Origin of the sequence: Yokenella regensburgei, from assembly GCF_003634235.1 — a bacterium.
GTDB classification, from domain to species: domain Bacteria; phylum Pseudomonadota; class Gammaproteobacteria; order Enterobacterales; family Enterobacteriaceae; genus Yokenella; species Yokenella regensburgei.
Genome location: NZ_RBIZ01000003.1, coordinates 1,370,882 through 1,391,196 on the forward strand (window position 1 = coordinate 1,370,882; position 20,315 = coordinate 1,391,196).

At 56.9% G+C, this 20,315-nt stretch carries 17 protein-coding genes and 1 pseudogene; 3 read left to right on the plus strand and 15 right to left on the minus strand.

The window, feature by feature from the left end; translation table 11 throughout:
• Positions 1–21 precede the first annotated feature (21 nt).
• The 10 genes from pcaF to paaA are packed head-to-tail and all read right to left on the minus strand — an operon-like array spanning position 22 to position 8,196.
• Positions 22–1,227: a 3-oxoadipyl-CoA thiolase gene (pcaF, locus tag C7387_RS06775; RefSeq protein ID WP_120816356.1), complete on the minus strand. Its 1,206-nt coding sequence runs from the start codon at positions 1,225–1,227 to the stop codon at positions 22–24.
• On the minus strand, positions 1,227–1,649 hold the full coding sequence (gene paaI, locus C7387_RS06780) for a hydroxyphenylacetyl-CoA thioesterase PaaI (RefSeq protein WP_006819826.1): 423 nt from the start codon (positions 1,647–1,649) through the stop codon (positions 1,227–1,229). The genes pcaF and paaI overlap by 1 nt, the downstream gene beginning before the upstream one ends.
• Positions 1,639–3,057, minus strand: a complete 1,419-nt coding sequence (locus C7387_RS06785) for a 3-hydroxyacyl-CoA dehydrogenase (RefSeq protein WP_120816357.1) — start codon at positions 3,055–3,057, stop codon at positions 1,639–1,641. Before C7387_RS06785 ends, paaI begins: the two co-directional genes overlap by 11 nt.
• Complete coding sequence (gene paaG, locus C7387_RS06790; RefSeq protein WP_006819824.1) at positions 3,054–3,848, minus strand: 2-(1,2-epoxy-1,2-dihydrophenyl)acetyl-CoA isomerase PaaG; 795 nt, start codon at positions 3,846–3,848, stop codon at positions 3,054–3,056. Before paaG ends, C7387_RS06785 begins: the two co-directional genes overlap by 4 nt.
• Positions 3,849–3,850: 2 nt before the next feature.
• Complete coding sequence (paaF, locus tag C7387_RS06795; RefSeq protein ID WP_006819823.1) at positions 3,851–4,618, minus strand: 2,3-dehydroadipyl-CoA hydratase PaaF; 768 nt, start codon at positions 4,616–4,618, stop codon at positions 3,851–3,853.
• Positions 4,615–5,685 carry a 1,2-phenylacetyl-CoA epoxidase subunit PaaE gene (gene paaE, locus C7387_RS06800; RefSeq protein WP_120816358.1) on the minus strand — a complete coding sequence of 357 codons (1,071 nt, stop codon included), beginning with the start codon at positions 5,683–5,685 and terminating at the stop codon, positions 4,615–4,617. The genes paaF and paaE overlap by 4 nt, the downstream gene beginning before the upstream one ends.
• Positions 5,686–5,692: 7 nt before the next feature.
• Entirely contained in the window at positions 5,693–6,190 is a 498-nt protein-coding gene (gene paaD / locus C7387_RS06805; protein ID WP_006819821.1) for a 1,2-phenylacetyl-CoA epoxidase subunit PaaD, read from the minus strand.
• Between the two features lie 15 nt (positions 6,191–6,205).
• A complete protein-coding gene (paaC, locus tag C7387_RS06810) occupies positions 6,206–6,961 on the minus strand; it encodes a 1,2-phenylacetyl-CoA epoxidase subunit PaaC (protein WP_006819820.1) in 756 nt (251 codons plus the stop codon).
• A 7-nt stretch (positions 6,962–6,968) separates the two neighbouring features.
• A complete protein-coding gene (gene paaB, locus C7387_RS06815) occupies positions 6,969–7,256 on the minus strand; it encodes a 1,2-phenylacetyl-CoA epoxidase subunit PaaB (RefSeq protein ID WP_006819819.1) in 288 nt (95 codons plus the stop codon).
• Positions 7,257–7,266: 10 nt separating this feature from the next.
• Positions 7,267–8,196: a 1,2-phenylacetyl-CoA epoxidase subunit PaaA gene (gene paaA, locus C7387_RS06820; protein WP_120816359.1), complete on the minus strand. Its 930-nt coding sequence runs from the start codon at positions 8,194–8,196 to the stop codon at positions 7,267–7,269.
• Positions 8,197–8,483: 287 nt separating this feature from the next.
• Between paaA and paaZ the strand changes: the two genes are divergently transcribed.
• Together paaZ and tynA are read left to right on the plus strand one after the other, a co-directional pair.
• Positions 8,484–10,529 carry a phenylacetic acid degradation bifunctional protein PaaZ gene (gene paaZ / locus C7387_RS06825; RefSeq protein ID WP_120816360.1) on the plus strand — a complete coding sequence of 682 codons (2,046 nt, stop codon included), beginning with the start codon at positions 8,484–8,486 and terminating at the stop codon, positions 10,527–10,529.
• Positions 10,530–10,691: 162 nt separating this feature from the next.
• Positions 10,692–12,962: pseudogene (gene tynA / locus C7387_RS06830) on the plus strand (primary-amine oxidase).
• Between the two features lie 24 nt (positions 12,963–12,986).
• Here tynA and C7387_RS06835 read toward each other — a convergent pair.
• Both C7387_RS06835 and C7387_RS06840 read right to left on the minus strand, forming a co-directional pair.
• On the minus strand, positions 12,987–13,931 hold the full coding sequence (locus C7387_RS06835; protein WP_166791141.1) for a zinc-dependent alcohol dehydrogenase family protein: 945 nt from the start codon (positions 13,929–13,931) through the stop codon (positions 12,987–12,989).
• 64 nt (positions 13,932–13,995) lie between these two features.
• A complete protein-coding gene (locus C7387_RS06840; protein WP_120816361.1) occupies positions 13,996–15,201 on the minus strand; it encodes an FAD-dependent monooxygenase in 1,206 nt (401 codons plus the stop codon).
• 469 nt (positions 15,202–15,670) lie between these two features.
• Here C7387_RS06840 and C7387_RS06845 point away from each other — a divergent pair, with 469 nt between their 5' ends.
• Complete coding sequence (locus C7387_RS06845) at positions 15,671–16,183, plus strand: helix-turn-helix domain-containing protein (protein ID WP_120816362.1); 513 nt, start codon at positions 15,671–15,673, stop codon at positions 16,181–16,183.
• 83 nt (positions 16,184–16,266) lie between these two features.
• Here C7387_RS06845 and C7387_RS06850 read toward each other — a convergent pair whose 3' ends face one another.
• From C7387_RS06850 to C7387_RS23120, 3 genes are all read right to left on the minus strand, one after another.
• Positions 16,267–17,196, minus strand: a complete 930-nt coding sequence (locus C7387_RS06850; RefSeq protein ID WP_120816363.1) for a hypothetical protein — start codon at positions 17,194–17,196, stop codon at positions 16,267–16,269.
• Between the two features lie 4 nt (positions 17,197–17,200).
• Positions 17,201–18,001, minus strand: coding sequence for an OmpA family protein (locus tag C7387_RS06855; RefSeq protein ID WP_244922351.1), 801 nt, complete (start codon positions 17,999–18,001; stop codon positions 17,201–17,203).
• Between the two features lie 55 nt (positions 18,002–18,056).
• Positions 18,057–20,315 (minus strand): YadA family autotransporter adhesin (locus C7387_RS23120; RefSeq protein WP_244922352.1); only part of this gene is annotated, 2,259 nt, incomplete at its 5' end.

Below are 20,315 nucleotides of genomic sequence, written 5' to 3' on the forward strand. Positions count from 1 at the left end.
GCAGGTTGATTAGCTCACAGATCAAACACGCTCCAGGATCATGGCGATGCCCTGACCCACACCGATACACATCGTGCACAGCGCATAACGGCCGCCGCGTCGGTGCAGCTCATGGCTGGCGGCAATCGCCAGTCGGGCCCCACTCATGCCTAACGGATGGCCAAGCGCGATGGCGCCACCGTTGGGATTCACATGCGGGGCATCATCCGGGAGCCCCAGTTGTCTGAGAACGCCCAGCGCCTGCGCGGCGAAGGCTTCGTTCAGCTCAATCACATCCATATCGTTAATATTCAGCCCCGCGCGCTCAAGCACTTTGCGGGTTGCCGGCACCGGCCCAAGCCCCATCAGGCGTGGCTCCACGCCCGCCGTGGCCATCGCCACGATGCGCGTCCGCGGCGTCAGGCCCTGTGACAATGCCATTTTCTCACTCGCGACGATCAGCGCCGCAGCACCATCGTTGACGCCCGAGGCGTTCCCGGCGGTGATGCAGCCGTTGTGACGAAACGGTGTCTTTAACGCTGCCAGTTGTTCAAGGGTGGTTTCCGGGCGCAGGTGCTCGTCCTCTTTCACTTCGAGAATGGCCCCTTTTTTGCCTTTAATTTCGACCGGCACAATCTCCTGCGCCAGAATGCCGTTGCGCTGGGCCTGAGCGGTACGCTGCTGGCTACGCAAGGCATAAACATCCTGGTCCGCACGGCTGATATTTAACAATTCAGCTACATTCTCTGCCGTTTCCGGCATACTGTCAGTACCAAAATGTTGCAGCATGAGCGGATTCACAAAACGCCAGCCGATAGTGGTATCAAACATCTCCGCCTGGCGGGAAAACGCGGTGGTCGCTTTCCCCATCACGAACGGGGCGCGAGACATCGACTCCACCCCGCCCGCCAGCAGCAGATCGGCATCGCCCGCACGAATGGCACGTGCCGCAAAGCCCAGCGCATCAAGCCCGGAACCGCACAGGCGGTTGATGGTGGTACCGGAGACCGTCTGCGGCAGCCCCGCAAGCAGCGTAGCCATACGCGCCACGTTGCGGTTATCTTCTCCGGCCTGGTTAGCACAGCCGAGAATGACATCATCAATCAGCGCCGCATCGAGCTGCGGATGACGGCTTAACAGCGCGCGCAGCGGTACTGCCGCCAGATCGTCGGCGCGAACGCCGGAAAGTGCGCCACCGTAGCGGCCTACCGCGGTTCGGACACCATCACAGATAAATGCATCGCGCATCAGGCTTCTCCTGTAATCGTGCCGCCGGTGCGGTGTGATTTTCCGCGAAACAGGGCAACGGTCTTATTATGTTGGTTCACTATTTCAATGTCGTACACCCCGGCCACCTTGCCCTGATGCTTCACGCAGGCGGTGGCGGTAAGGGTATCCCCCGCAAGCCCCGGACGCAGAAACTCAATCGAGCAGGCAGAGGCCACCGCCACCAGCCCCTGGCTGTTGCAGGCGTAGGCAAAAGCGGTATCGGCCAGAGAAAAAAGCTGCCCGCCGTGGCAGGTCTGATGCCCGTTCAGCATCTGCGGCTGCACCTTCATCGTGACCACCGCATAGCCGTCGTCCATTTCGACAATATCGATCCCCAACGCCTGCGCGCAGGCGTCGTTCTCATACATCACGCGAGCGTTGTGCCAGGCGTTATGACTCATGACGATTCTCCAGAAGCGCACGCTGGCGCAGTAACGAACAGGGACGATAGCGCTCTTCCCCGTAATGGCGTTGCAGGTTCTCAAGCAGGGTCAGCACGCGCTGCCAGCCGAGGTTGCTGCCCCACTGCAGCGGGCCGTGCGGATAGTTCACCCCAAGGCGCATCGCGGTATCGATATCCGCCTCGCTGGCCACTCCTTTTTGCACCGCGTCCAGCGCTTCATTAATCAGCATTGCAAGAGTGCGGCTTACCAGCAGACCCGGATAGTCGGCGATGAGCAGCACTTTTTTGCCCTGCCGCTGCAGCCAGCCGATGGCCGTTTCCGTCTGCCGTTGGCTGTTAGTGGCGGCGGCGGCAACAGCAACCACGTCGCCTTCGCTATAGTCCACCACCACCACCGGACGCTTCAGCCTGCTGGCCTTTTCCAGAGCGGTTTCACCATCGCAATGCGTGACCAGCACGCCATCAATAGTGACACTGTCACCTGATGGTTGAGTTTGCTGCGCAAGGTGCTTCACATCCGGATAAAACGCGACTTCCGGGGCACCCTGCGGCCAGGCGTAAACCCCTTGCCCGCTCTTTTTACCCAGTCGTCCTGCCAGCACCAGCTCCTGCTGAATTAACGAGGGCAGAAAACGGCGCTCCTGCCAGAAGGCGTTGAATACCGAACAGGTCACGGCGAAGTTGACGTCCTGACCAATCAGGTCAGTCAGCGCCAGCGGCCCCATCGGGAAGCCACCCGCTTCTCGCAGCACGGTATCAATCACCGCCGCGTCAACGACCTGCTCTTCCAGCGCCCGCCACGCCTCGGCATAAAAAGGTCTGGCAACGCGGTTAACGATAAATCCCGGCGTGGAGCGGCAGCGAACCGGCTGTTTACCCCAGCCGCTGACGCACTGGCATAGCTGCTCAACCACTCCCGTCGAGGTCGCAATACCGCTCACCACTTCCACCAGCTTCATCACCGGTGCCGGGTTAAAAAAGTGCAGCCCCGCCACGCGCTCCGGATGGCGTACTCCGGCCGCAATCGCGGTTATCGAAATCGATGACGTGTTGCTGGTCAACAGGGTCTGCGCCGGGCAGATTTCCGCAAGCTGGCTGAACAACGCCGCTTTCACTTCCGGACGCTCGCTCGCCGCTTCAATGACCAGATCCGCCGAGGCCAGCGCCTGCATATCCGCAACCGGAAAGAGGCGGGCGAGCGTTGCCGCGCAGGCATCCTGGCTGAGCTTTCCGCGCGTCACCCGCGACTCGAGACGGCGACGAATACCGTCCACCGCCCGGGTTAACGCTTCGCTTGCGATGTCGTACAACAGCACCGGATGCCCCGCCGCCGCCGCCACTTCAGCGATCCCGGCCCCCATGGTGCCGCTACCGATCACGGCAACGGTATGAATACGAGGGCTCATGAGGACTTTCCACTAAACTGAGGCGGTCTTTTCGCCAGAAACGCGCTAACCCCTTCGCGGTAATCCGGGCTGCGGCCTGCCAGACGCTGGTAGTCACGCTCGAGGGTGAGCTGCTCGTCCAGCGTGTTGGTTTCTGCCGCCAGCATCGCCTGCTTGATAAGGCCGAGGCCGTAGGTCGGCTGAGCCGCCAGATGGCGCGCCAGCGTCAGCGCGGTGTCCGCCAGCTGTTCGTCATCAACCACCTGCCAGATCATTCCCCACTGCAGCGCCTGCTCGGCGCTGAGCTTATCGCCCATCAGCGCCAGTCCCAGCGCCCGGGCGCGCCCGGCAACGCGTGGTAAAAACCAGGTGCCGCCGCAGTCCGGGATAAGCCCCAGTTTGCTAAAGGCCATGATGAAATTCACTGAACGCGCAGCGATGACCATGTCGCAGCCGAGCGCCAGCGTCGCCCCGGCACCGGCCGCCACGCCGTTCACCGCGGCAATAACCGGCTTTGGCAACGCCGCCAGGCGGCGCACCAGCGGGTTATAGAAATTCTCTACCGACATCCCGAGATCCGGCGCATTGCCCAGCGGGTCGACGTTACGGTCGTTGAGATCCTGACCGGCACAAAAGCCGCGCCCGGCGCCGGTAATCAGCAGACAGCGCACGCTGTCGTCGCGCTCGGCCTGCTTCAGGCACTCGGCAAGCTGCTGGTGCATCACGTCGTTAAAGCTGTTCAGACGATCCGGGCGATTGAGGGTCAGGGTCATCACGCCCTGCTCCACTGCGCAAAGAATGAAAGCATCCATCGTTAACGTCCTTTGAATGTTGGGGTGCGTTTTTCGCGAAAAGCGGCAATGCCTTCCGCGCGATCGTCGGTAGCCGCAAGCAGCGTGAACAGCTGGCGTTCGAGCTGGAGCCCGGCATGCAGGCTCACTTCCTGCGACTGGCGCAGCGCCTGTTTCGCCGCCTGTAGCGCCAGCGGTGAACGTCCGGCAACGGTGGTGGCAAGCTTCACGGCGTATTCAACGGTCAGCGCCGGTGGGCAGATATCACTGACCAGCCCCGCCTGCAGCGCACGCTGTGCGTCGATGCTTTCGCCGCTCAGCACCATTTTGCTTGCCAGCGATTTACCTACGCTGCGAATAAGACGCTGGGTGCCGCCCGCGCCCGGCATAATGCCTAGGGTAATTTCCGGCAGGCCGAAACGGGCGTTGTCACCGGCCATCACGATGTCGCACAGCAGGGCCAGCTCACAGCCCGCCCCCAGCGCATAGCCGTTAACCGCGGCGATAAGCGGCTTTTTGCACGCGTCGATTCGTGCCCACAGCTGCGGGCGGGTGTCGTTCAGCGTGGCAACGAGGTCGTTGTCCGCCATTTCGTTGAGATCCGCACCGGCGGCAAAAAAACGCTCGTCGCCGGTGATGACGCAGGCGCCAATGTCCGCATCCTGCGCCGCCGCTTCCAGCGCTTCGGCAAGCTGCAGCAACAGCGCATTGTTCAGCGCGTTTCGTGCCTGCGGCCGGTTGAGCGTCAGCAGCAGCACGCGGTCGTGCTGGGTTATCAGCAGTTCGCTCATGCCATCCCCTTCGCATCAAAATCGACAATCACGTCCGGCGTGGTCGGCAGCGACTGACAGCTCAGGACATAGCCCGCCGCCAGTTCGTCGGCTTCCAGGCTGTAGTTGGTCGCCATCGAAACGCTGCCGCGCAGCACTTTGCATTTGCAGGTGGCGCAGACGCCGCCTTTGCAGGCATACGGTAAATCCGCGCCCTGGCGCAGGGCCGCATCAAGAATGCTTTCGTCATCGGCGGTAAGCGTCACCAGACGCTCACGACCGTCCTGGCGCACGGTCACCGTCTGGCCGCCCGCCTGCACGCTGCTGGCGTGACGGATACTGCCGCCCGGGGTATTAAAGCGCTCAAGGTGAACCGATTTCTTCGGCACGCCGAGGGCCAGCAGCGCCGCTTCGGCCTCGTCCATCATTACGGTTGGGCCGCAGATATAGGCTGCATCAAACTGGGTAAAGTTAATCAACCGCTGAGAAAGCGCTTCAAGCTTCACGGCATCGATGCGCCCCTCCAGCAGGTCACCGTCGAGGCTCTCCTGGCTGAACAGGCACACCAGCTGCAGGCGGGTTGGGTAGCGGTCTTTCAGATCCGCCAGCGTCTGGCGAAACATCATGCTCTGACTGCTGCGGTTGCCGTAGATAACGGTGAACAGGCTTTCTGTTTCGGTGGCCAGCGTGCTCTCAACGATAGCCAGCATCGGAGTGATGCCGGAGCCGGCGGCAATGGCGAGATAGTTCCCACAGTGCCCCACCTCTGGCTGGTAGCCAAACAGTCCCTGGGGCACCATCACCTCAAGCTGCATACCGGCTTTAATCTCCTGGCGGGCGTAGTTAGAAAAACGGCCGCCTTCAATGGCTTTTACCGCCACGCTGATCTCACCCGGTTTTGCCCGGTGGCAGATGGAGTAGCAGCGGCGCAGTTCTTCATTGCCCAGACGCGCTTTCAGCGTCAGGTGCTGCCCGGGACGAAAGGCGTAGGCCGCCTGCAGCGCCTCGGGCACCGCGAAGGTGATCGTTACCGCGTCGCGGGTTTGGGGTTCGACGCTTGCCACCGTAAGTGAATGAAACGTGGTCATGGCAACCTCAAATACATTTAAAGTAATCAAAGGGTTCACGGCAGCTGTCGCAGCGGTACAGTGCTTTGCAGGCCGTCGAACCGAATTCGCTAATAAGCGTGGTATGCGTGCTGCCACAGCGCGGGCAGCTCACCGCCGGAGGCAATCCGGCATGGCAGGCATGCGCCTGCGGCGGACTGATACCGTACTGGCGCAGGCGCTCGCGGGCCCCGGCGTTCATCCAGTCGGTGGTCCACGGCGGGTCGAGCTGCAGGACGATATGCACCGGGGTAAAACCGTGACGGGTCATCACCGCGCGGATCTCGCCCAGAAGATGTTCGGTTGCCGGGCAGCCGGAATAGGTCGGCGTAAAGCCAATCACCCAGCCTTCACCCTGCGGCGACACGCTGCGTACCATCCCTAAATCGGTGATGGAGAGCACCGGCACTTCCGGATCCGGGATCTGCTCCAGCAGCGCCCAAATCTGGCGAACTTCAGCGGGAGCAATAGTGGCAAGACGTTGCATGCTGACCTCCTCCGGTTACCACTGCTGTGCGGGGTACATTCGCTGCAGATACTGCATTTCTGCCAGCATCGGCCCGAGATGTTCGGTATGCAGGCCCTGTTTCCCCCCCGTGCGGTAAGGCGCGTCAGCAGGCACCGACAGCCCGGCATTTTTAAGCCCGGCGAGCACCTCTTCTTCCCACGGCGCGCGCAGCGTACGCGGATCGACGGCGATACCCTGCTCGCTCAGGCTGATATCGAGCGCATCGGCGTCGAACAGTTCAGCGCTAAAGCGCCAGACGTTTTCCAGCGCCTGCTGCATACGGTGGGTTGAAAGCGCCGTGCCGCGCCCAAGACGCTCGACCCAGCCGCGGCTGAAACGCAGGTGGTAGCGCGCCTCTTTAATCGCTTTGGCCGCAATGGCAGCGATTTGCGAGTCGCGGCTGGCGGTCAGGCGGCTGAACAGCGCCACGTGCCAGGCGTCCATCAGATACTGACGGGCGAGCGTATCGGCGAAGTTGCCGTTCGGCAGCTCAACCAACAGCAGGTTCAGGAACTGGCGCTCATCGCGAAAATAGGCAAGCTGATCTTCATCACCTTCGCCACGGCGCTCTGCGGCATAGGCGAGGAAGTTACGCGCCTGCCCCAGCAGGTCGAGGCCGATGTTGGCCAGCGCCAGGTCAATCTCCAGCTCCGGTGCATGTCCGCACCAGCCCGAAAGGCGTTGCGCCAGCACCAGACAGTTGTCGCCAAGCCGTAAGGCGTAGGTGGCGATAGGATCCTGAGTCGTCATCGCCACCTCACATGTGCTCAATGCCGTCAGGCAGGGTGTAGAACGTCGGGTGACGGTACACCTTGCTCTCTGACGGGTCGAAAAACTCGCCGCGCTCTTCCGGCTGCGAGGCCACGATTTCACTCGCCTTCACCACCCAGATAGAGCAGCCTTCGTTGCGACGCGTGTAGGCATCACGGGCATTTTCCAGCGCCATGCGGTCGTCGGCCGCGTGGAGGCTGCCCACGTGACGGTGCGAAAGCCCCTGCTTGCTTCGAACAAATACTTCATATAATGGCCAGTAGACATTGCTCATTGTGTTCTCCTCAGGCGACGTCACGGGTGTGCAGTTTCTGTGCATGGGCGAGCGCGGCTTCACGCACCCATTCACCCTCTTCCCACGCCTTGCGTTTAGCGGCGATACGTTCGTGGTTACAAATCCCACGACCGCTCACCACGTCGTTAAATTCCTGCCAGTCGATCTCACCAAAACGGTAATGACCGCTCTCTTCGTCAAGCTGCAGCGCCACGTCCGGCACGGTCATTCCCAGCATGTCGACCTGCGGTACGGTGTTATCGACAAAGCGCTGGCGCAGCTCGTCGTTGGAATGGCGTTTGATTTTCCACGCCAGGCTTCGGGCGCTGTTCGGCGAGTTGTCATCGTTCGGCCCGAACATCATTAACGCTGGCCACCAGAAGCGGTTGATGGAGTCCTGCAGCATCTGCCGCTGATCTTCACTGCCCTTCGACAGCGCCAGGCAAGCCTCAAAGCCCTGCCGCTGATGGAAGCTCTCCTCTTTACAGATTTTCACCATCGCCCGGGCGTAGGGGCCATAAGAGGTACGACACAGCGCGACCTGGTTGACGATGGCGGCACCATCGACCAGCCAGCCGATCACGCCGATATCGGCCCAGTTGAGGGTCGGATAGTTGAAGATGGAGGAGTACTTCATCTTGCCGTCGAGCATCTTTTGATACAGATCTTCCCGCGCACAGCCCAGGGTTTCGGCGGCGCTGTACAGGTAGAGTCCGTGACCCGCCTCGTCCTGCACTTTTGCCAGCAGAATCGCTTTGCGGCGCAGCGTGGGGGCACGGGTTATCCAGTTGCCTTCCGGCAACATGCCGACGATCTCGGAGTGCGCGTGCTGACCAATCTGGCGGATCAGCGTGTTGCGGTAGGCCTCCGGCATCCAGTCTTGCGGCTCGATGGCCGTCTCCTGCTCGATGCGTTCGTTAAAGCGTTGCTCTTCTGTCACGTCATCACCTTTTTATGATTCCGATTAACTCAAGTATAGACAATTTGTGAATCACTTTGTTTTGGAAACGTTACATAATGGTTAACCTAAACCACAAATTATGTTTGTTTATTCTGTGATGACGCTCGCAGCGGATTTCATTAATTTAATAAATATCAATGAAATAACTAACAACACCATTTCGACAACGATCTCACTGTTAATAAATTATTAAATTCAGTCTTGATTTTTATGATTCATAATCAAACTATGTAACACAACGACACGTAACACTTTGGAGATACGCGATGCAGCAATTAACCAGTTACTTATCCGGCTCGTGGCAGGCAGGCCGTGGCCGCGAACGGCACATTCACCACGCCATCAGCGGTGAAGCGCTGTGGGAAGTGACCAGTGAAGGGCTGGACATGGCACAAGCCCGCCGTTTTGCCATTGAGCGCGGCGGTAAAGCGCTGCAGGCGATGACGTTTATTGAGCGTGCGGCGATGCTGAAAGCGATTGCCCGCCATCTGCTGGAGCAGAAAGAGACCTTTTACGCACTGTCGGCACAAACCGGGGCGACCCGCGCCGACAGCTGGGTGGATATCGAAGGCGGTATCGGCACCCTGTTTACCTACGCAAGCCTCGGCGGACGCGAACTGCCCGATGACACCCTGTGGCCGGAAGATGAACTGATCCCGCTTTCTAAAGCAGGCGGTTTTGCGGCACGCCACGTCCTGACCTCAAAATCTGGCGTCGCGGTGCATATCAACGCCTTTAACTTCCCCTGCTGGGGGATGCTGGAGAAACTGGCGCCAACGTGGCTTGCGGGTATGCCCGCCATCGTGAAACCCGCCACCGCCACCGCACAGGTGGCGCAGGCGATGGTGAAAGCGATTGTCGACAGTGGTTTGCTGCCGGAAGGCGCATTGAGCCTTATCTGCGGCGGCGCTGGCAATTTGCTCGACCAGCTTGATACCCAGGATGTCGTGACCTTTACCGGCTCGGCGGCCACGGGTCAGGCGCTGCGCGTGCATCCGAATCTGGTAGCTAACTCAGTGCCCTTCACCATGGAGGCCGATTCGCTAAACTGCGCGGTCCTTGGTGACGACGTTACGCCGGAGCAGCCTGAATTCGCCCTGTTCATTCGCGAAGTAGTACGTGAAATGACCGCCAAAGCCGGGCAAAAATGTACCGCTATTCGCCGTATTATCGTGCCGCAGGCGCAGGTGCAGGCGGTAAGCGACGCGCTGATAGCAAAGCTTGAGAAAGTGGTTGTTGGCGATCCCGCGCAGGAAGGGGTGAAGATGGGCGCGCTTATCAACAGCGAGCAGCGTCAGGATGTGCAGGAAAGAGTTGATACGCTGATTGCAGCCGGGTGTGAAGTTCGCCTTGGTGGTAAAGCCAGTCTCAACGAAGCCGGAGCCTTCTTCCCGCCAACGCTGCTCTATTGCGCTCAGCCGGATGAAACCCCGGAAGTTCACGCCGTGGAGGCTTTCGGCCCGGTCGCGACCCTGATGCCTTATCGCTCCGCCGAACATGCGCTGGCACTGGCGCGCGCAGGTCAGGGAAGCCTGGCCGGGACGCTGGTGACCGCAAGCGCTACGCTTGCGCGCGAGTTTATCCTGGGTGCAGCGCGTGCCCATGGGCGTATTCAGATCCTGAATGCTGAGTCCGCTAAAGAATCCACCGGGCACGGCTCCCCGCTGCCGCAGCTGGTGCACGGCGGCCCGGGACGCGCCGGCGGTGGCGAAGAGCTGGGCGGCCTGCGCGCGGTTAAACACTACATGCAGCGCACCGCGGTCCAGGGCAGCCCGACCATGCTCGCCGCCATCAGCCAGCAGTGGGTGCGTGGAGCCCAGGTGACGGAAGACCGGATCCATCCATTCCGTAAATACTTTGAAGAGCTGCAGCCGGGCGACAGCCTGCTCACCCCGCGTCGTACCATGACGGAAGCGGATATCGTCAATTTTGCCTGTCTGAGCGGCGATCACTTCTACGCCCACATGGACAAAATCGCCGCGGCGGAATCGCTTTTTGGCGAACGCGTGGTGCACGGCTATTTCATCATCTCCGCGGCGGCCGGGCTGTTCGTTGATGATGGCGTCGGGCCGGTAATTGCCAACTACGGAATGGAAAATCTGCGCTTCATCGAGCCGGTGAAACCTGGCGATACCATCCAGGTGCGCCTCACCTGCAAACGGAAAACGGTGAAACGCCAGCGTACCGCCGAAGAGCGCCCGACCGGCGTGGTGGAATGGGCGGTGGAAGTGTTCAACCAGCATCAGCAGCCGGTGGCGCTGTACTCCATCCTGACCCTTGTTGCGCGTAAGACCGGCGACTTCAGCGCTTGATCTGACTGTACTTACCGGGTGGCATTCGCCACCCGGCCAACAAAAAAACCAACCTGGCACATCTGACAAATAACCTGGCAGGAGCAGGCAAACGCCAACGGCTAAAGGCTGGCACGATGACGCTGTCACCACTTCAAAAACACAACAACAATGAGGTCATGTATGGGAAGCCGCTCTCTTCTTTCTCCCCGTAAAACAGCGCTGGCCCTGGCCGTTGCGCTGTGCTGTACCTGGCAAACTCCGGTTTTCGCCCACGGTGGCGAAGCGCATATGGTACCGATGGAAAAAACGCTGCAGGATTTTGGCGCCGACGTTCAGTGGGATGATTACGCACAGGTGTTTACGCTGATTAAAGACGGGGCCTACGTCAAAGTGAAGCCGGGGGCGAAAACCGCCATCGTAAACGGCAAGCCGCTCACCCTGCAGGTGCCTGTAGTGATGAAAGACAAGAAAGCCTGGATTTCCGATACCTTCATCAACGATGTGTTTCAGTCCGGCCTCGACCAGACGTTCCAGGTTGAAAAGAAACCGCATCCGCTGAATTCACTGACCGCCGCGGAGATCCGCACCGCGGTGGAGATCGTTAAAACGGCTGCCGATTTTAAACCGAATACTCGCTTTACCGAGATTTCGCTGCGCGAGCCTGACAAAGCCGCGGTGTGGGATTTTGCCCTGACCGGCAAAACGGTGGATGCTCCGCGCATGGCCAACGTGATTATGCTCGACGGTAAACATGTGATTGAAGGTGTCGTCGACCTGCAAAGTAAAAAAGTGGTCTCCTGGCAGCCCGTCAAAGATGCCCACGGCATGGTGCTGCTTGATGATTTCGCCACCGTGCAGCAGGTGATTAACGACAGCACAGCGTTCGCCGAGGTGCTGAAAAAGCACGGGATCACCGATACCAAAAAAGTGATCACCACCCCGCTCACCGTCGGCTATTTTGACGGCAAGGACGGGCTGAAACAGGAAGACCGTCTGCTTAAAGTCGTGAGCTATCTTGATGTCGGTGACGGCAACTACTGGGCGCATCCGATTGAAAATCTGGTGGCGGTGGTTGATCTTGAGCAGAAGAAAATTATCAAAATTGAATAAGGCGCGGTGATCCCGGTTCCGTTAACACCACGCCCTTATGACGGACGAGACCGCGTGCAGGCGGCGGTTAAGCCGCTCGATATCATTGAGCCAGAGGGTAAGAATTACACCATCACCGGCGACATGATCCACTGGCAGAACTGGGACTTCCACCTGCGGCTTAACTCACGCGTGGGGCCAATCCTCTCCACCGTCACCTATAACGATAACGGTAAAAAACGCAAAATCATGTATGAAGGATCGCTCGGCGGGATGATTGTGCCCTACGGCGACCCGGATATCGGCTGGTACTTCAAAGCCTACCTCGACTCCGGCGATTACGGCATGGGCACCCTGACCTCGCCTATCGCCCGTGGAAAAGATGCGCCGTCGAACGCCGTGCTGCTCAATGAAACCATCGCCGACTACACCGGTGCACCAATGGACATTCCTCGCGCCATTGCCGTCTTCGAACGCTATGCCGGGCCGGAATACAAACATCAGGAGATGGGACAACCTAACGTCAGCACCGAGCGGCGTGAGCTGGTGGTCCGCTGGATAAGCACCGTTGGCAACTACGACTATATCTTCGACTGGGTGTTCCACGAGAATGGCACTATCGGTATCGATGCCGGTGCCACCGGGATTGAAGCGGTCAAAGGCGTGAAGGCAAAGACCATGCACGATCCGTCGGCGAAAGATGATACCCGCTACGGCACGCTTATCGACCACAACATTGTCGGCACCACCCACCAGCACATCTATAACTTCCGCCTCGATCTCGACGTGGACGGTGAGAACAACACGCTGGTGGCGATGGATCCAGAGGTGAAGCCCAACACCGCCGGTGGCCCGCGCACCAGCACCATGCAAATCAATCAGTACACCATCAACAGCGAACAGCAGGCCGCGCAGAAGTTTGACCCGGGCACCATTCGCCTGCTGAGTAACACCACCAAAGAGAACCGGATGGGCAACCCGGTGTCGTACCAGATTATTCCCTATGCGGGCGGCACCCATCCGGTCGCCACCGGTGCGAAGTTTGCACCGGACGAGTGGATTTACCACCGCCTGAGCTTTATGGACAAACAGCTGTGGGTCACGCGTTACCATCCGGACGAACGCTACCCGGAAGGTAAGTATCCGAACCGCTCGATGCATGACACCGGGCTTGGACAGTACAGCAAAGACAACGAGTCGCTGGACAACCATGACGATGTGGTGTGGATCACCACCGGCACGACCCACGTCGCCCGCGCGGAAGAGTGGCCGATTATGCCAACCGAATGGGTGCATGCGCTGCTGAAGCCGTGGAACTTCTTCGATGAGACACCGACGCTGGGTGAGAAGAAGGAAAAATAATTGAGGGGGCTGCGGCCCCCTTTTTCATTCTGCGTCCCTGAAGTCCAGCACCACTTTGTATTTCCCACCGCAGAGCCTCAGCGCCTCGCGCCATTCCCGGTACGGAACGATTTGCACCTCCGGCAACGCTGTGGTGGGCAATAGTTGCCAGAGTTGCCGAAAGGCGTGCTGCCACGCTTCAATGCTCAATCCCGGCAGCGCTTCACGCAGATGAAATTTCGCCACCCGCGCCGTGCCGTGGCTAAAGGTGATTGGTGCACCAGAAAGCAGTCCGTATGAGATAAGCGTGGCGGCGGGCGGCAGGAAATGAAGGATAGCGGTAGCCAGCGCGCCGCCGACGGCGTCAAACACCAGGTCCGCACGGCGACAGGCGTTGCGGATCTCAGTCAGGTTATCCGCCAGCAGCGGCATCATGCCCCATCCAATGAGACGTGGTGCATGCTCCGGCGAGCGTAAAATCCCGGTCACCGACGCTGCCCCCATTCGTAGCGCCCACTGCCCTAATAACGCCGCACAGGAAGAAGATGCCGCCGTCAGCACCACGTGTTTTCCCGCCACTGGCCAGCGTGTCAGCATCAGCCACGCGGTGAGCGGGTTAATATAGCCCCGAGCCGCCAGGCTATCAGGAATGGCGTCGGGTACCGGTATCAGCCAGTCCGGGGCAATATCCAGATACGTTTGCCAGGTACCATCACCGCGAAGCGGCAGCACCCGCTGGCCCAACAGCGCCGCATGGGATGGCGGTACCTGCTCAACCGTTCCCAGTCCTTCATAACCCGCAACCGCGGGCAGCGTAGTGCGGTGGCGGTAGGCTCCGGTAACCGGGATAAGATCGGAAGGATTGACTGGCGCAAAGCGCATTCGCACCCGCAGAAGTGAATTTTCTCGCGTCGTTAAGGGGACAGACTGCCGTTGCAGCACCGAGGCGGGATCGCCATAGCGTTGATACAGCAGGCGATGGTTCAGCATGGTCCAGCGCTCATGGGGTAACGGATGAGCGCCGGATGATAACAAACGAACCGTCCTGTGGCGATTAGGTGATTAAGATGCCCACGCTTTTACGATAGCGGCTGATTTTCTCGTGGAAGGTGGTCTGCAGGCCAGGCAGCATCCCTTCCGGGACATGCAGACTGCCAACAATACGGTGCATTTCGTTCAATACCACATCCGGACCACCTAACCGATCGCCCTCCACCAGTTTACTCACCGCCGGGCGGCGCAGGGTGTTGTAAAGCTGGAGCGCCTCCTCTACAGACTGCTGTTGCAGGCATTCGGCGAGCGTCGCGGCATCAATGATTGCCTGTCCGGCACCGTTGGAACCCACGGGATACATCGGGTGCGCCGCATCGCCAAGCAGCGTGACCTTACCAATACTCCAGTTCGGCAGCGGTTTGCGATCGGCCATTGGCAGACACAACGCGTGGCTTGAGTTCTGAATAAGCTGCTCACCGTCTAACTCGCCAAGCTGCAGCATATTGAACACTTCAGGGAGCGTATTTATCGCCACCACGCTGGTTTTTTCCACTTTCGCTTTCTTGCCGGTATGCAGCTCAGCCACCCAGTTCCACAGAATCGCGGTGTCGTCATCGGGATCTTTGATGGGATAAGCGATGAGCTTACCGCTCTCAAGGCGCCCTGCTCGCAGCACCCGGTGGCGCGAGAACGGAGGAATATTACGTGCCACTCCGCGCCACATGGTGATGCCCGGCAGGCGAACGGCACTGTTATCGGGATACATCTGGTGGCAGATTATCGAGTGAACGCCGTCGCAGCCCACCAGTACATCCGCGCGGTCAGTTGTGTCACCGCCTTCAAACTGTACCGTCACACCGTTTTCATCCTGTGAAAAAGCGTTCACCCGGGTAGAGAACTGCACGGCATGCTGCCCCAGGCGTTTCTGTACCGCGTCGCAGAGGATTTTCTGCAATGTGTAACGGTGGATGGAGTACTGAGGGAAATCGCTTCCACCGTGATGACCAAGAGGTTCTTTGAAGAGCGTCTGCCCTGCGGCACTGATGTAGGCAGACTCTTCCGGGCAGATGGCGTTGTTGCTAAGTTCTTCAGCAATACCCAGTTGATGTAGTACTTTCACCGCATACGCCTGCAGGTTAATTCCGGCACCTACCGTTTTTACCCGATCGTGTGCCTCATAAATCTGGCTTACGATCCCGCGTTCATGCAGCGCCAATGCTAAGGTTAAACCGCCCACTCCGGCTCCGACAATTATCACTTTCGTCATCTTATCCCTCACGTGCTAGCTAATAACCATTATTTTTATGTGGTTATTTTGTTGGGGAAAAGTATAACGACTGTTGTTAATGCTGCCAGTTTTTCTCCATTGCCAGAACAAGCCAGGAAAACTCCTAATAACTGTCCTGGAATTTATCCATACAGAACGTCAAGTTCAAATAAGTTTCAATATAAATGATTATCCTTACACATTTGAATACACATAAATACTCATTATATTTAGTAAACTGATGATTTACTGAAGCTGACAGCAGAACACTCTATAATTAGTGGGAAAGTGAGTGATGCGTTTTGTTTTTTTATTTTATGAAAGTAAGTTATTCTGCGCAACAGATAATTAATTTAATTATGAATCTCAATAATAAATGATGGATCCAAAAATACTTTCAAGAAATAATACACAAGCAGGTACAGGTAACTAAAAACGCATTCACTTTCTATTGAGTTTGTTCATTTCTATGAATTCCAATAACGAATTTATATTTTGCAATGACAAGTTTTTTGCTATTGGCCTCGCTGAAGTTATTCCGAGTGGTTTAGCACATGGAACTTTCGCTTTTTTTGATAATGAGTACATATTAAAGCATGGCGTAAAAGACTCCATCCACGCCACCAGTTCGCAACCCATTATATTCATTGACAATGATCTGGATTATTACGCATTACAGATCCTTGCTCGTGATATTGGATTACTTCTCATTAACAAAAAAGCCAAATTAAGCGATATCTTAACCTCAATACTGCTCTTTGAAAAAAAGGAATGCTATAAAGCCAGATTATCGCTCAGTCAATGCGAACTACAGGTCATGGAGTGTTTGATGCAAGGAAACAGCGTTGATGAAACAGCCGAGAAACTAAAAAAGAATGGCAAAACAATTTATTCACACCGCAATGCTATTATTAAAAAACTCGAATTACAAAACCGAAATGCGCTTTACCGCTTGCAGCGCTGGTTCAGTCTTTTCAAGTAATTGTAAATCGCGAAAAATGGTTATTGCAGTCACCTTCTCCAGCCAACAAAAAAGCGCCGAACTTCGGCGCTTTTTTATTCCTGTTATCTTTTCTTACTATGCTGAGGAGCCCCCTTGCTGTTCTCTTCTACATTGATGATTTTTAGAGCGACGTAATACGGCTTGCCCATAATACTGCTGTTCCCCAACCAATCAACGTTTCTTGACCGGAAGAGGAACTCGTTTTGATCCCTCTGAAGTTGATGATTATTAGCATCAAAAACATCATAGCCCTTAGCCGTGAGCTGTCGAATTGCCAACGAACCGGGGGCTCCATTCTGATAAAACGCGGTGACGGTCTTGAGAAAATCAGGCGCATAGTCACTTATCATTTGCGTCGTGCTGGCCTGGTAAAACCCCCATGATTCACCCTTACTGCGCTCAAGATTTCCGGCCACGATGGCATAGAGTTGAGCCGTCGCCTGGGCAATGGCAATCTGCGCTCTTACGTCTGCCTCAAAACGTGGCTGATTGAAAACTTTTGCCACTGAGGATTTTACGTTCGCCCCCGCTTTAGCCTTATCTGTCTTGGCGGTTTCCTTACCTGCTTCCCCTTTTTTTGTGGCCGATGTGTCTTCTTGCATATAGACAGAATTATCGACCGGTACAAATAATGAGGTCATCAGATACACCGAACAGGCCGTTTGCTGAGCCGCTATATCATGATTCACTAATAAACGCATGGCATCCGGCGCTTTGGCTAGCGCCTGCATATCAATATTCTTTTTCTGCAGCATATCATCAATATCACGTTGGGATTTATTGCCTCTGGCAAGATCGCAAACCAATGACATCACACCATCATCACGGCGCCCTTCAATAAGCGGCGTCATTTTCATCAGCGTATCAGTAATAATATTCCACGCAGGCATACTCACCGTTTTTACCGGAAAATTCTGTGCCGCAGAAAATGCCTGCCCGGCGCTGATAAAAAGCAGGCCACCTAAGACGGCCTGAATACGAAACGAAAGCATATTTTTACTTCTCCACGACATCAATCGTCATTCGTCGATTTTCAGCAAGGCAGGCAATAACAGCAGGCGTGGCCTTACCGGGACAAATAACAACCGGCTGAGTCGATCCCATTCCCCGGGTTTCGATCGTCGAGGCTGGAATACCGTCAGCCACCAGAAGTGATTTAACCGCCTCAGCGCGCGCCATCGACAAAGCCTGGTTTTTATCTTCATGACCAATTCTGTCCGAATGACCGGTAATCACCACTTTGCTTAATACTGATGATGATTTATTCAGCTCCGTCGCCATCTGATGAATCTGTGTCTTTCCTTCCGGGCTTAATACGGCGCTACCAAAAGTAAACAGGCTTGCTGCGGCCAGCGTTCTGCCTACCGGAGGTTTAACGGGTTTCGTCGGTGATGCTCGCAATCTCTCCAGACAGTTATCCGGTTTAAAATAGAAACTCGACGCCTGCATGTCATTATTGAACAAGACTTTATACTGACAGGTCAGAACGCTTTTATCTTGTTGCGTAAAGTGGAAAATGTAATCCCACTCTTTTACTCTAATAATACCTTCTTTAAAATGTGGCACCCCAATCAATTCATACAGCTGATTTTTCGTCATACCTGGTTTAACCTGCGTCAGGTTAGCCACATTAACGTAACTCCCCTCCGGACGCACCGCCGAGGTCGCATCAGGAAATACCGGCGCGCCTGTTTTCCCCTGAGCATCCACATCGCTGACAGAACGGGTACAGGCGCTGAGTAACAGCGTACCTAACGCAATAGAGAGAAGATAAAACGCTTTGTTAGTCTTGAACATAATCATTATCCACATATTTCTTTCAGAATCCCGGGCGTAACGCCCGGGCTTTTATTTACCACTGATAACCCACTCCGACAGCCGCACCAAGGTCGCCCTGGCTGTTAGTGGTTCCTGAAAGTTTTGTTACCCATTTGCCGTTATCCGAAATGGTTGATACTCCAAGCGATACCGCTGACTGTCCCTGGTAAGTACCACCACCGATCCCAACCATACTGCCACCTGCGCTATAAGGCTGAGGCAAGGACGCCATCGCCATTGCGCCCGCAATCCCCGCGCTCAGTTTGTCATCACGCTCATCGACCATGTTTTTAAGGTCGCCGAATCGTTTGTCGGTGTAATCGTTGGCGCTGCTGATCCCTTTATTCAACTGATTAAGGTTGACGGCATCAGTACCCTGCGTCCCTGCCGCGACGTTAGCTATCTGCCGCTCATTACCGACAGAGCCTACAGAAACGGTATTTGCCCGGTCGGCGACAGAGTCACTCCCCAGCGCAACGCTGTTGTTTGCCGTCGCTTTCGAACGCGTCCCTAACGCGGTGCTGTTATTACCCGACGCTTCAGATCCTGCACCACCGGCAACCGCATCGTTTCCGCTTACCACGGGCTTAGGCAGATTGCTGGAGTTGTTGACCTGGAACATGCCATCACGGCCCGAAACCAGATTGTTTTCGATATTCTTAACTTCGGTAATATCCCCGGTTGCCGAGCGCAACTGAGCAACGTTAACCGCATCGGTATCCTCCGTTCCCGCCGCAACGTTGGTGATTTGCCGCTCGTTCCCCTTCGAACCAACGGAAACGCTGTTCTCACGATCGGCGACCGAACCCGCCCCTAACGCAACCGCATTGTCTGCCGTTGAGGAGGCACCGTTACCAATAGCAACCGTGTCATTACCAGAAGCATCGGTTCCCTGACCAACCGCGACAGCATCGCTCCCCGTCGCGCTGGCCGCAGGGCCGGTAGAGTTAACCTTCACATAACGGTTGAGTGGGTTGTTATTCACCACGTTTTCAACATTTGTGACGCGGTTATCGAGGTTAGTGACGTTCTGGTTGGTCTGATTCAACTGTGAACCGTTAACCGCATCGGTGCTGGTTGGCGAAAGCGTCCCTGGCGCGACGTTGGTAATTTTGTTGATAACCGTTCCGCCATGGCTGGCGCTAAAGCCACCCAGCGCAGAATCCCAAAGCAGTGCATCCTGCTGTAATGAACCCACCAGCGTCGATACGCCGTTCAGTGCAGTATTGGTGGCAAACAGTTGGCTACCGTTGACCGCGTCGGTGCTGGTGTCACTCAGGTTGCCCGCCGCCACGTTGGTCACCAGACGTTCATTGCCCACGGAGCCTACGCTGACCTGGCTCGCTGGTGTGGTGCCAGCGAAGGAGTACTGTGTGCCAAGCAGCGTGACGCCGGTAGTACCCGTTGTCGTGCCGGTTACGGAGTTTGCGCCCAGGGCCACATCGTTGTCATGATTGGCCACCGCGCTCAGGCCAATCGCCACCGCATCCAGACCCAGCGCGGACGAATCCGTTCCGGTGGAATTGGCGTGGAAGTATTTGGTGCCCGTGTTGTAGATATTGGCAATCTGGGTATTGGTTTGCGTCAGCTGCGAGAAATTCACCGCATCGCTCGGCGCAGCACCGTCCGCCACGTTGGTAATGGTCGTACCGCCGGTATGGGTGCTGTTATCGTAGGTCGTGCCACCCATCGTCACGCTGTTGTAATTGACGGAGTTGTCCGGGTTGCGATCGTATTTCACCGAGCCGGTATCGAGCGCTGCCAGGCTATCGCCCAGCGTCGTCAGCGCGGTGTTGGTGCTAAAGAGCTGAGAGCCGTTAACCGCGTCGGTGCTGGTGTCACTCAGGTTGCCCGCCGCCACGTTGGTCACCAGACGTTCATTGCCCACGGAGCCTACGCTGACCTGGCTCGCTGGTGTGGTGCCAGCGAAGGAGTACTGTGTGCCAAGCAGCGTGACGCCGGTAGTACCCGTTGTCGTGCCGGTTACGGAGTTTGCGCCCAGGGCCACATCGTTGTCATGATTGGCCACCGCGCTCAGGCCAATCGCCACCGCATCCAGACCCAGCGCGGACGAATCCGTTCCGGTGGAATTGGCGTGGAAGTATTTGGTGCCCGTGTTGTAGATATTGGCAATCTGGGTATTGGTTTGCGTCAGCTGCGAGAAATTCACCGCATCGCTCGGCGCAGCACCGTCCGCCACGTTGGTAATGGTCGTACCGCCGGTATGGGTGCTGTTATCGTAGGTCGTGCCACCCATCGTCACGCTGTTGTAATTGACGGAGTTGTCCGGGTT

Bases quoted from the DNA above. Each gene is read 5' to 3' on its own strand.
- paaG (WP_006819824.1), bottom strand. From the start codon at position 3,848: ATGGATGCTTTCATTCTTTGCGCAGTGGAGCAGGGCGTGATGACCCTG.
- C7387_RS06835 (WP_166791141.1), bottom strand. From the start codon at position 13,931: ATGCTGAACCATCGCCTGCTGTATCAACGCTATGGCGATCCCGCCTCG.
- paaB (WP_006819819.1), bottom strand. From the start codon at position 7,256: ATGAGCAATGTCTACTGGCCATTATATGAAGTATTTGTTCGAAGCAAG.
- C7387_RS06785 (WP_120816357.1), bottom strand. From the start codon at position 3,057: ATGAGCCCTCGTATTCATACCGTTGCCGTGATCGGTAGCGGCACCATG.
- paaE (WP_120816358.1), bottom strand. From the start codon at position 5,685: ATGACCACGTTTCATTCACTTACGGTGGCAAGCGTCGAACCCCAAACC.
- paaZ (WP_120816360.1), top strand. From the start codon at position 8,484: ATGCAGCAATTAACCAGTTACTTATCCGGCTCGTGGCAGGCAGGCCGT.
- C7387_RS06840 (WP_120816361.1), bottom strand. From the start codon at position 15,201: ATGACGAAAGTGATAATTGTCGGAGCCGGAGTGGGCGGTTTAACCTTA.
- paaI (WP_006819826.1), bottom strand. From the start codon at position 1,649: ATGAGTCATAACGCCTGGCACAACGCTCGCGTGATGTATGAGAACGAC.
- paaC (WP_006819820.1), bottom strand. From the start codon at position 6,961: ATGACGACTCAGGATCCTATCGCCACCTACGCCTTACGGCTTGGCGAC.
- paaD (WP_006819821.1), bottom strand. From the start codon at position 6,190: ATGCAACGTCTTGCCACTATTGCTCCCGCTGAAGTTCGCCAGATTTGG.
- C7387_RS06850 (WP_120816363.1), bottom strand. From the start codon at position 17,196: ATGCTTTCGTTTCGTATTCAGGCCGTCTTAGGTGGCCTGCTTTTTATC.
- C7387_RS06845 (WP_120816362.1), top strand. From the start codon at position 15,671: ATGAATTCCAATAACGAATTTATATTTTGCAATGACAAGTTTTTTGCT.
- C7387_RS06855 (WP_244922351.1), bottom strand. From the start codon at position 18,001: ATGTTCAAGACTAACAAAGCGTTTTATCTTCTCTCTATTGCGTTAGGT.
- paaF (WP_006819823.1), bottom strand. From the start codon at position 4,618: ATGAGCGAACTGCTGATAACCCAGCACGACCGCGTGCTGCTGCTGACG.
- pcaF (WP_120816356.1), bottom strand. From the start codon at position 1,227: ATGCGCGATGCATTTATCTGTGATGGTGTCCGAACCGCGGTAGGCCGC.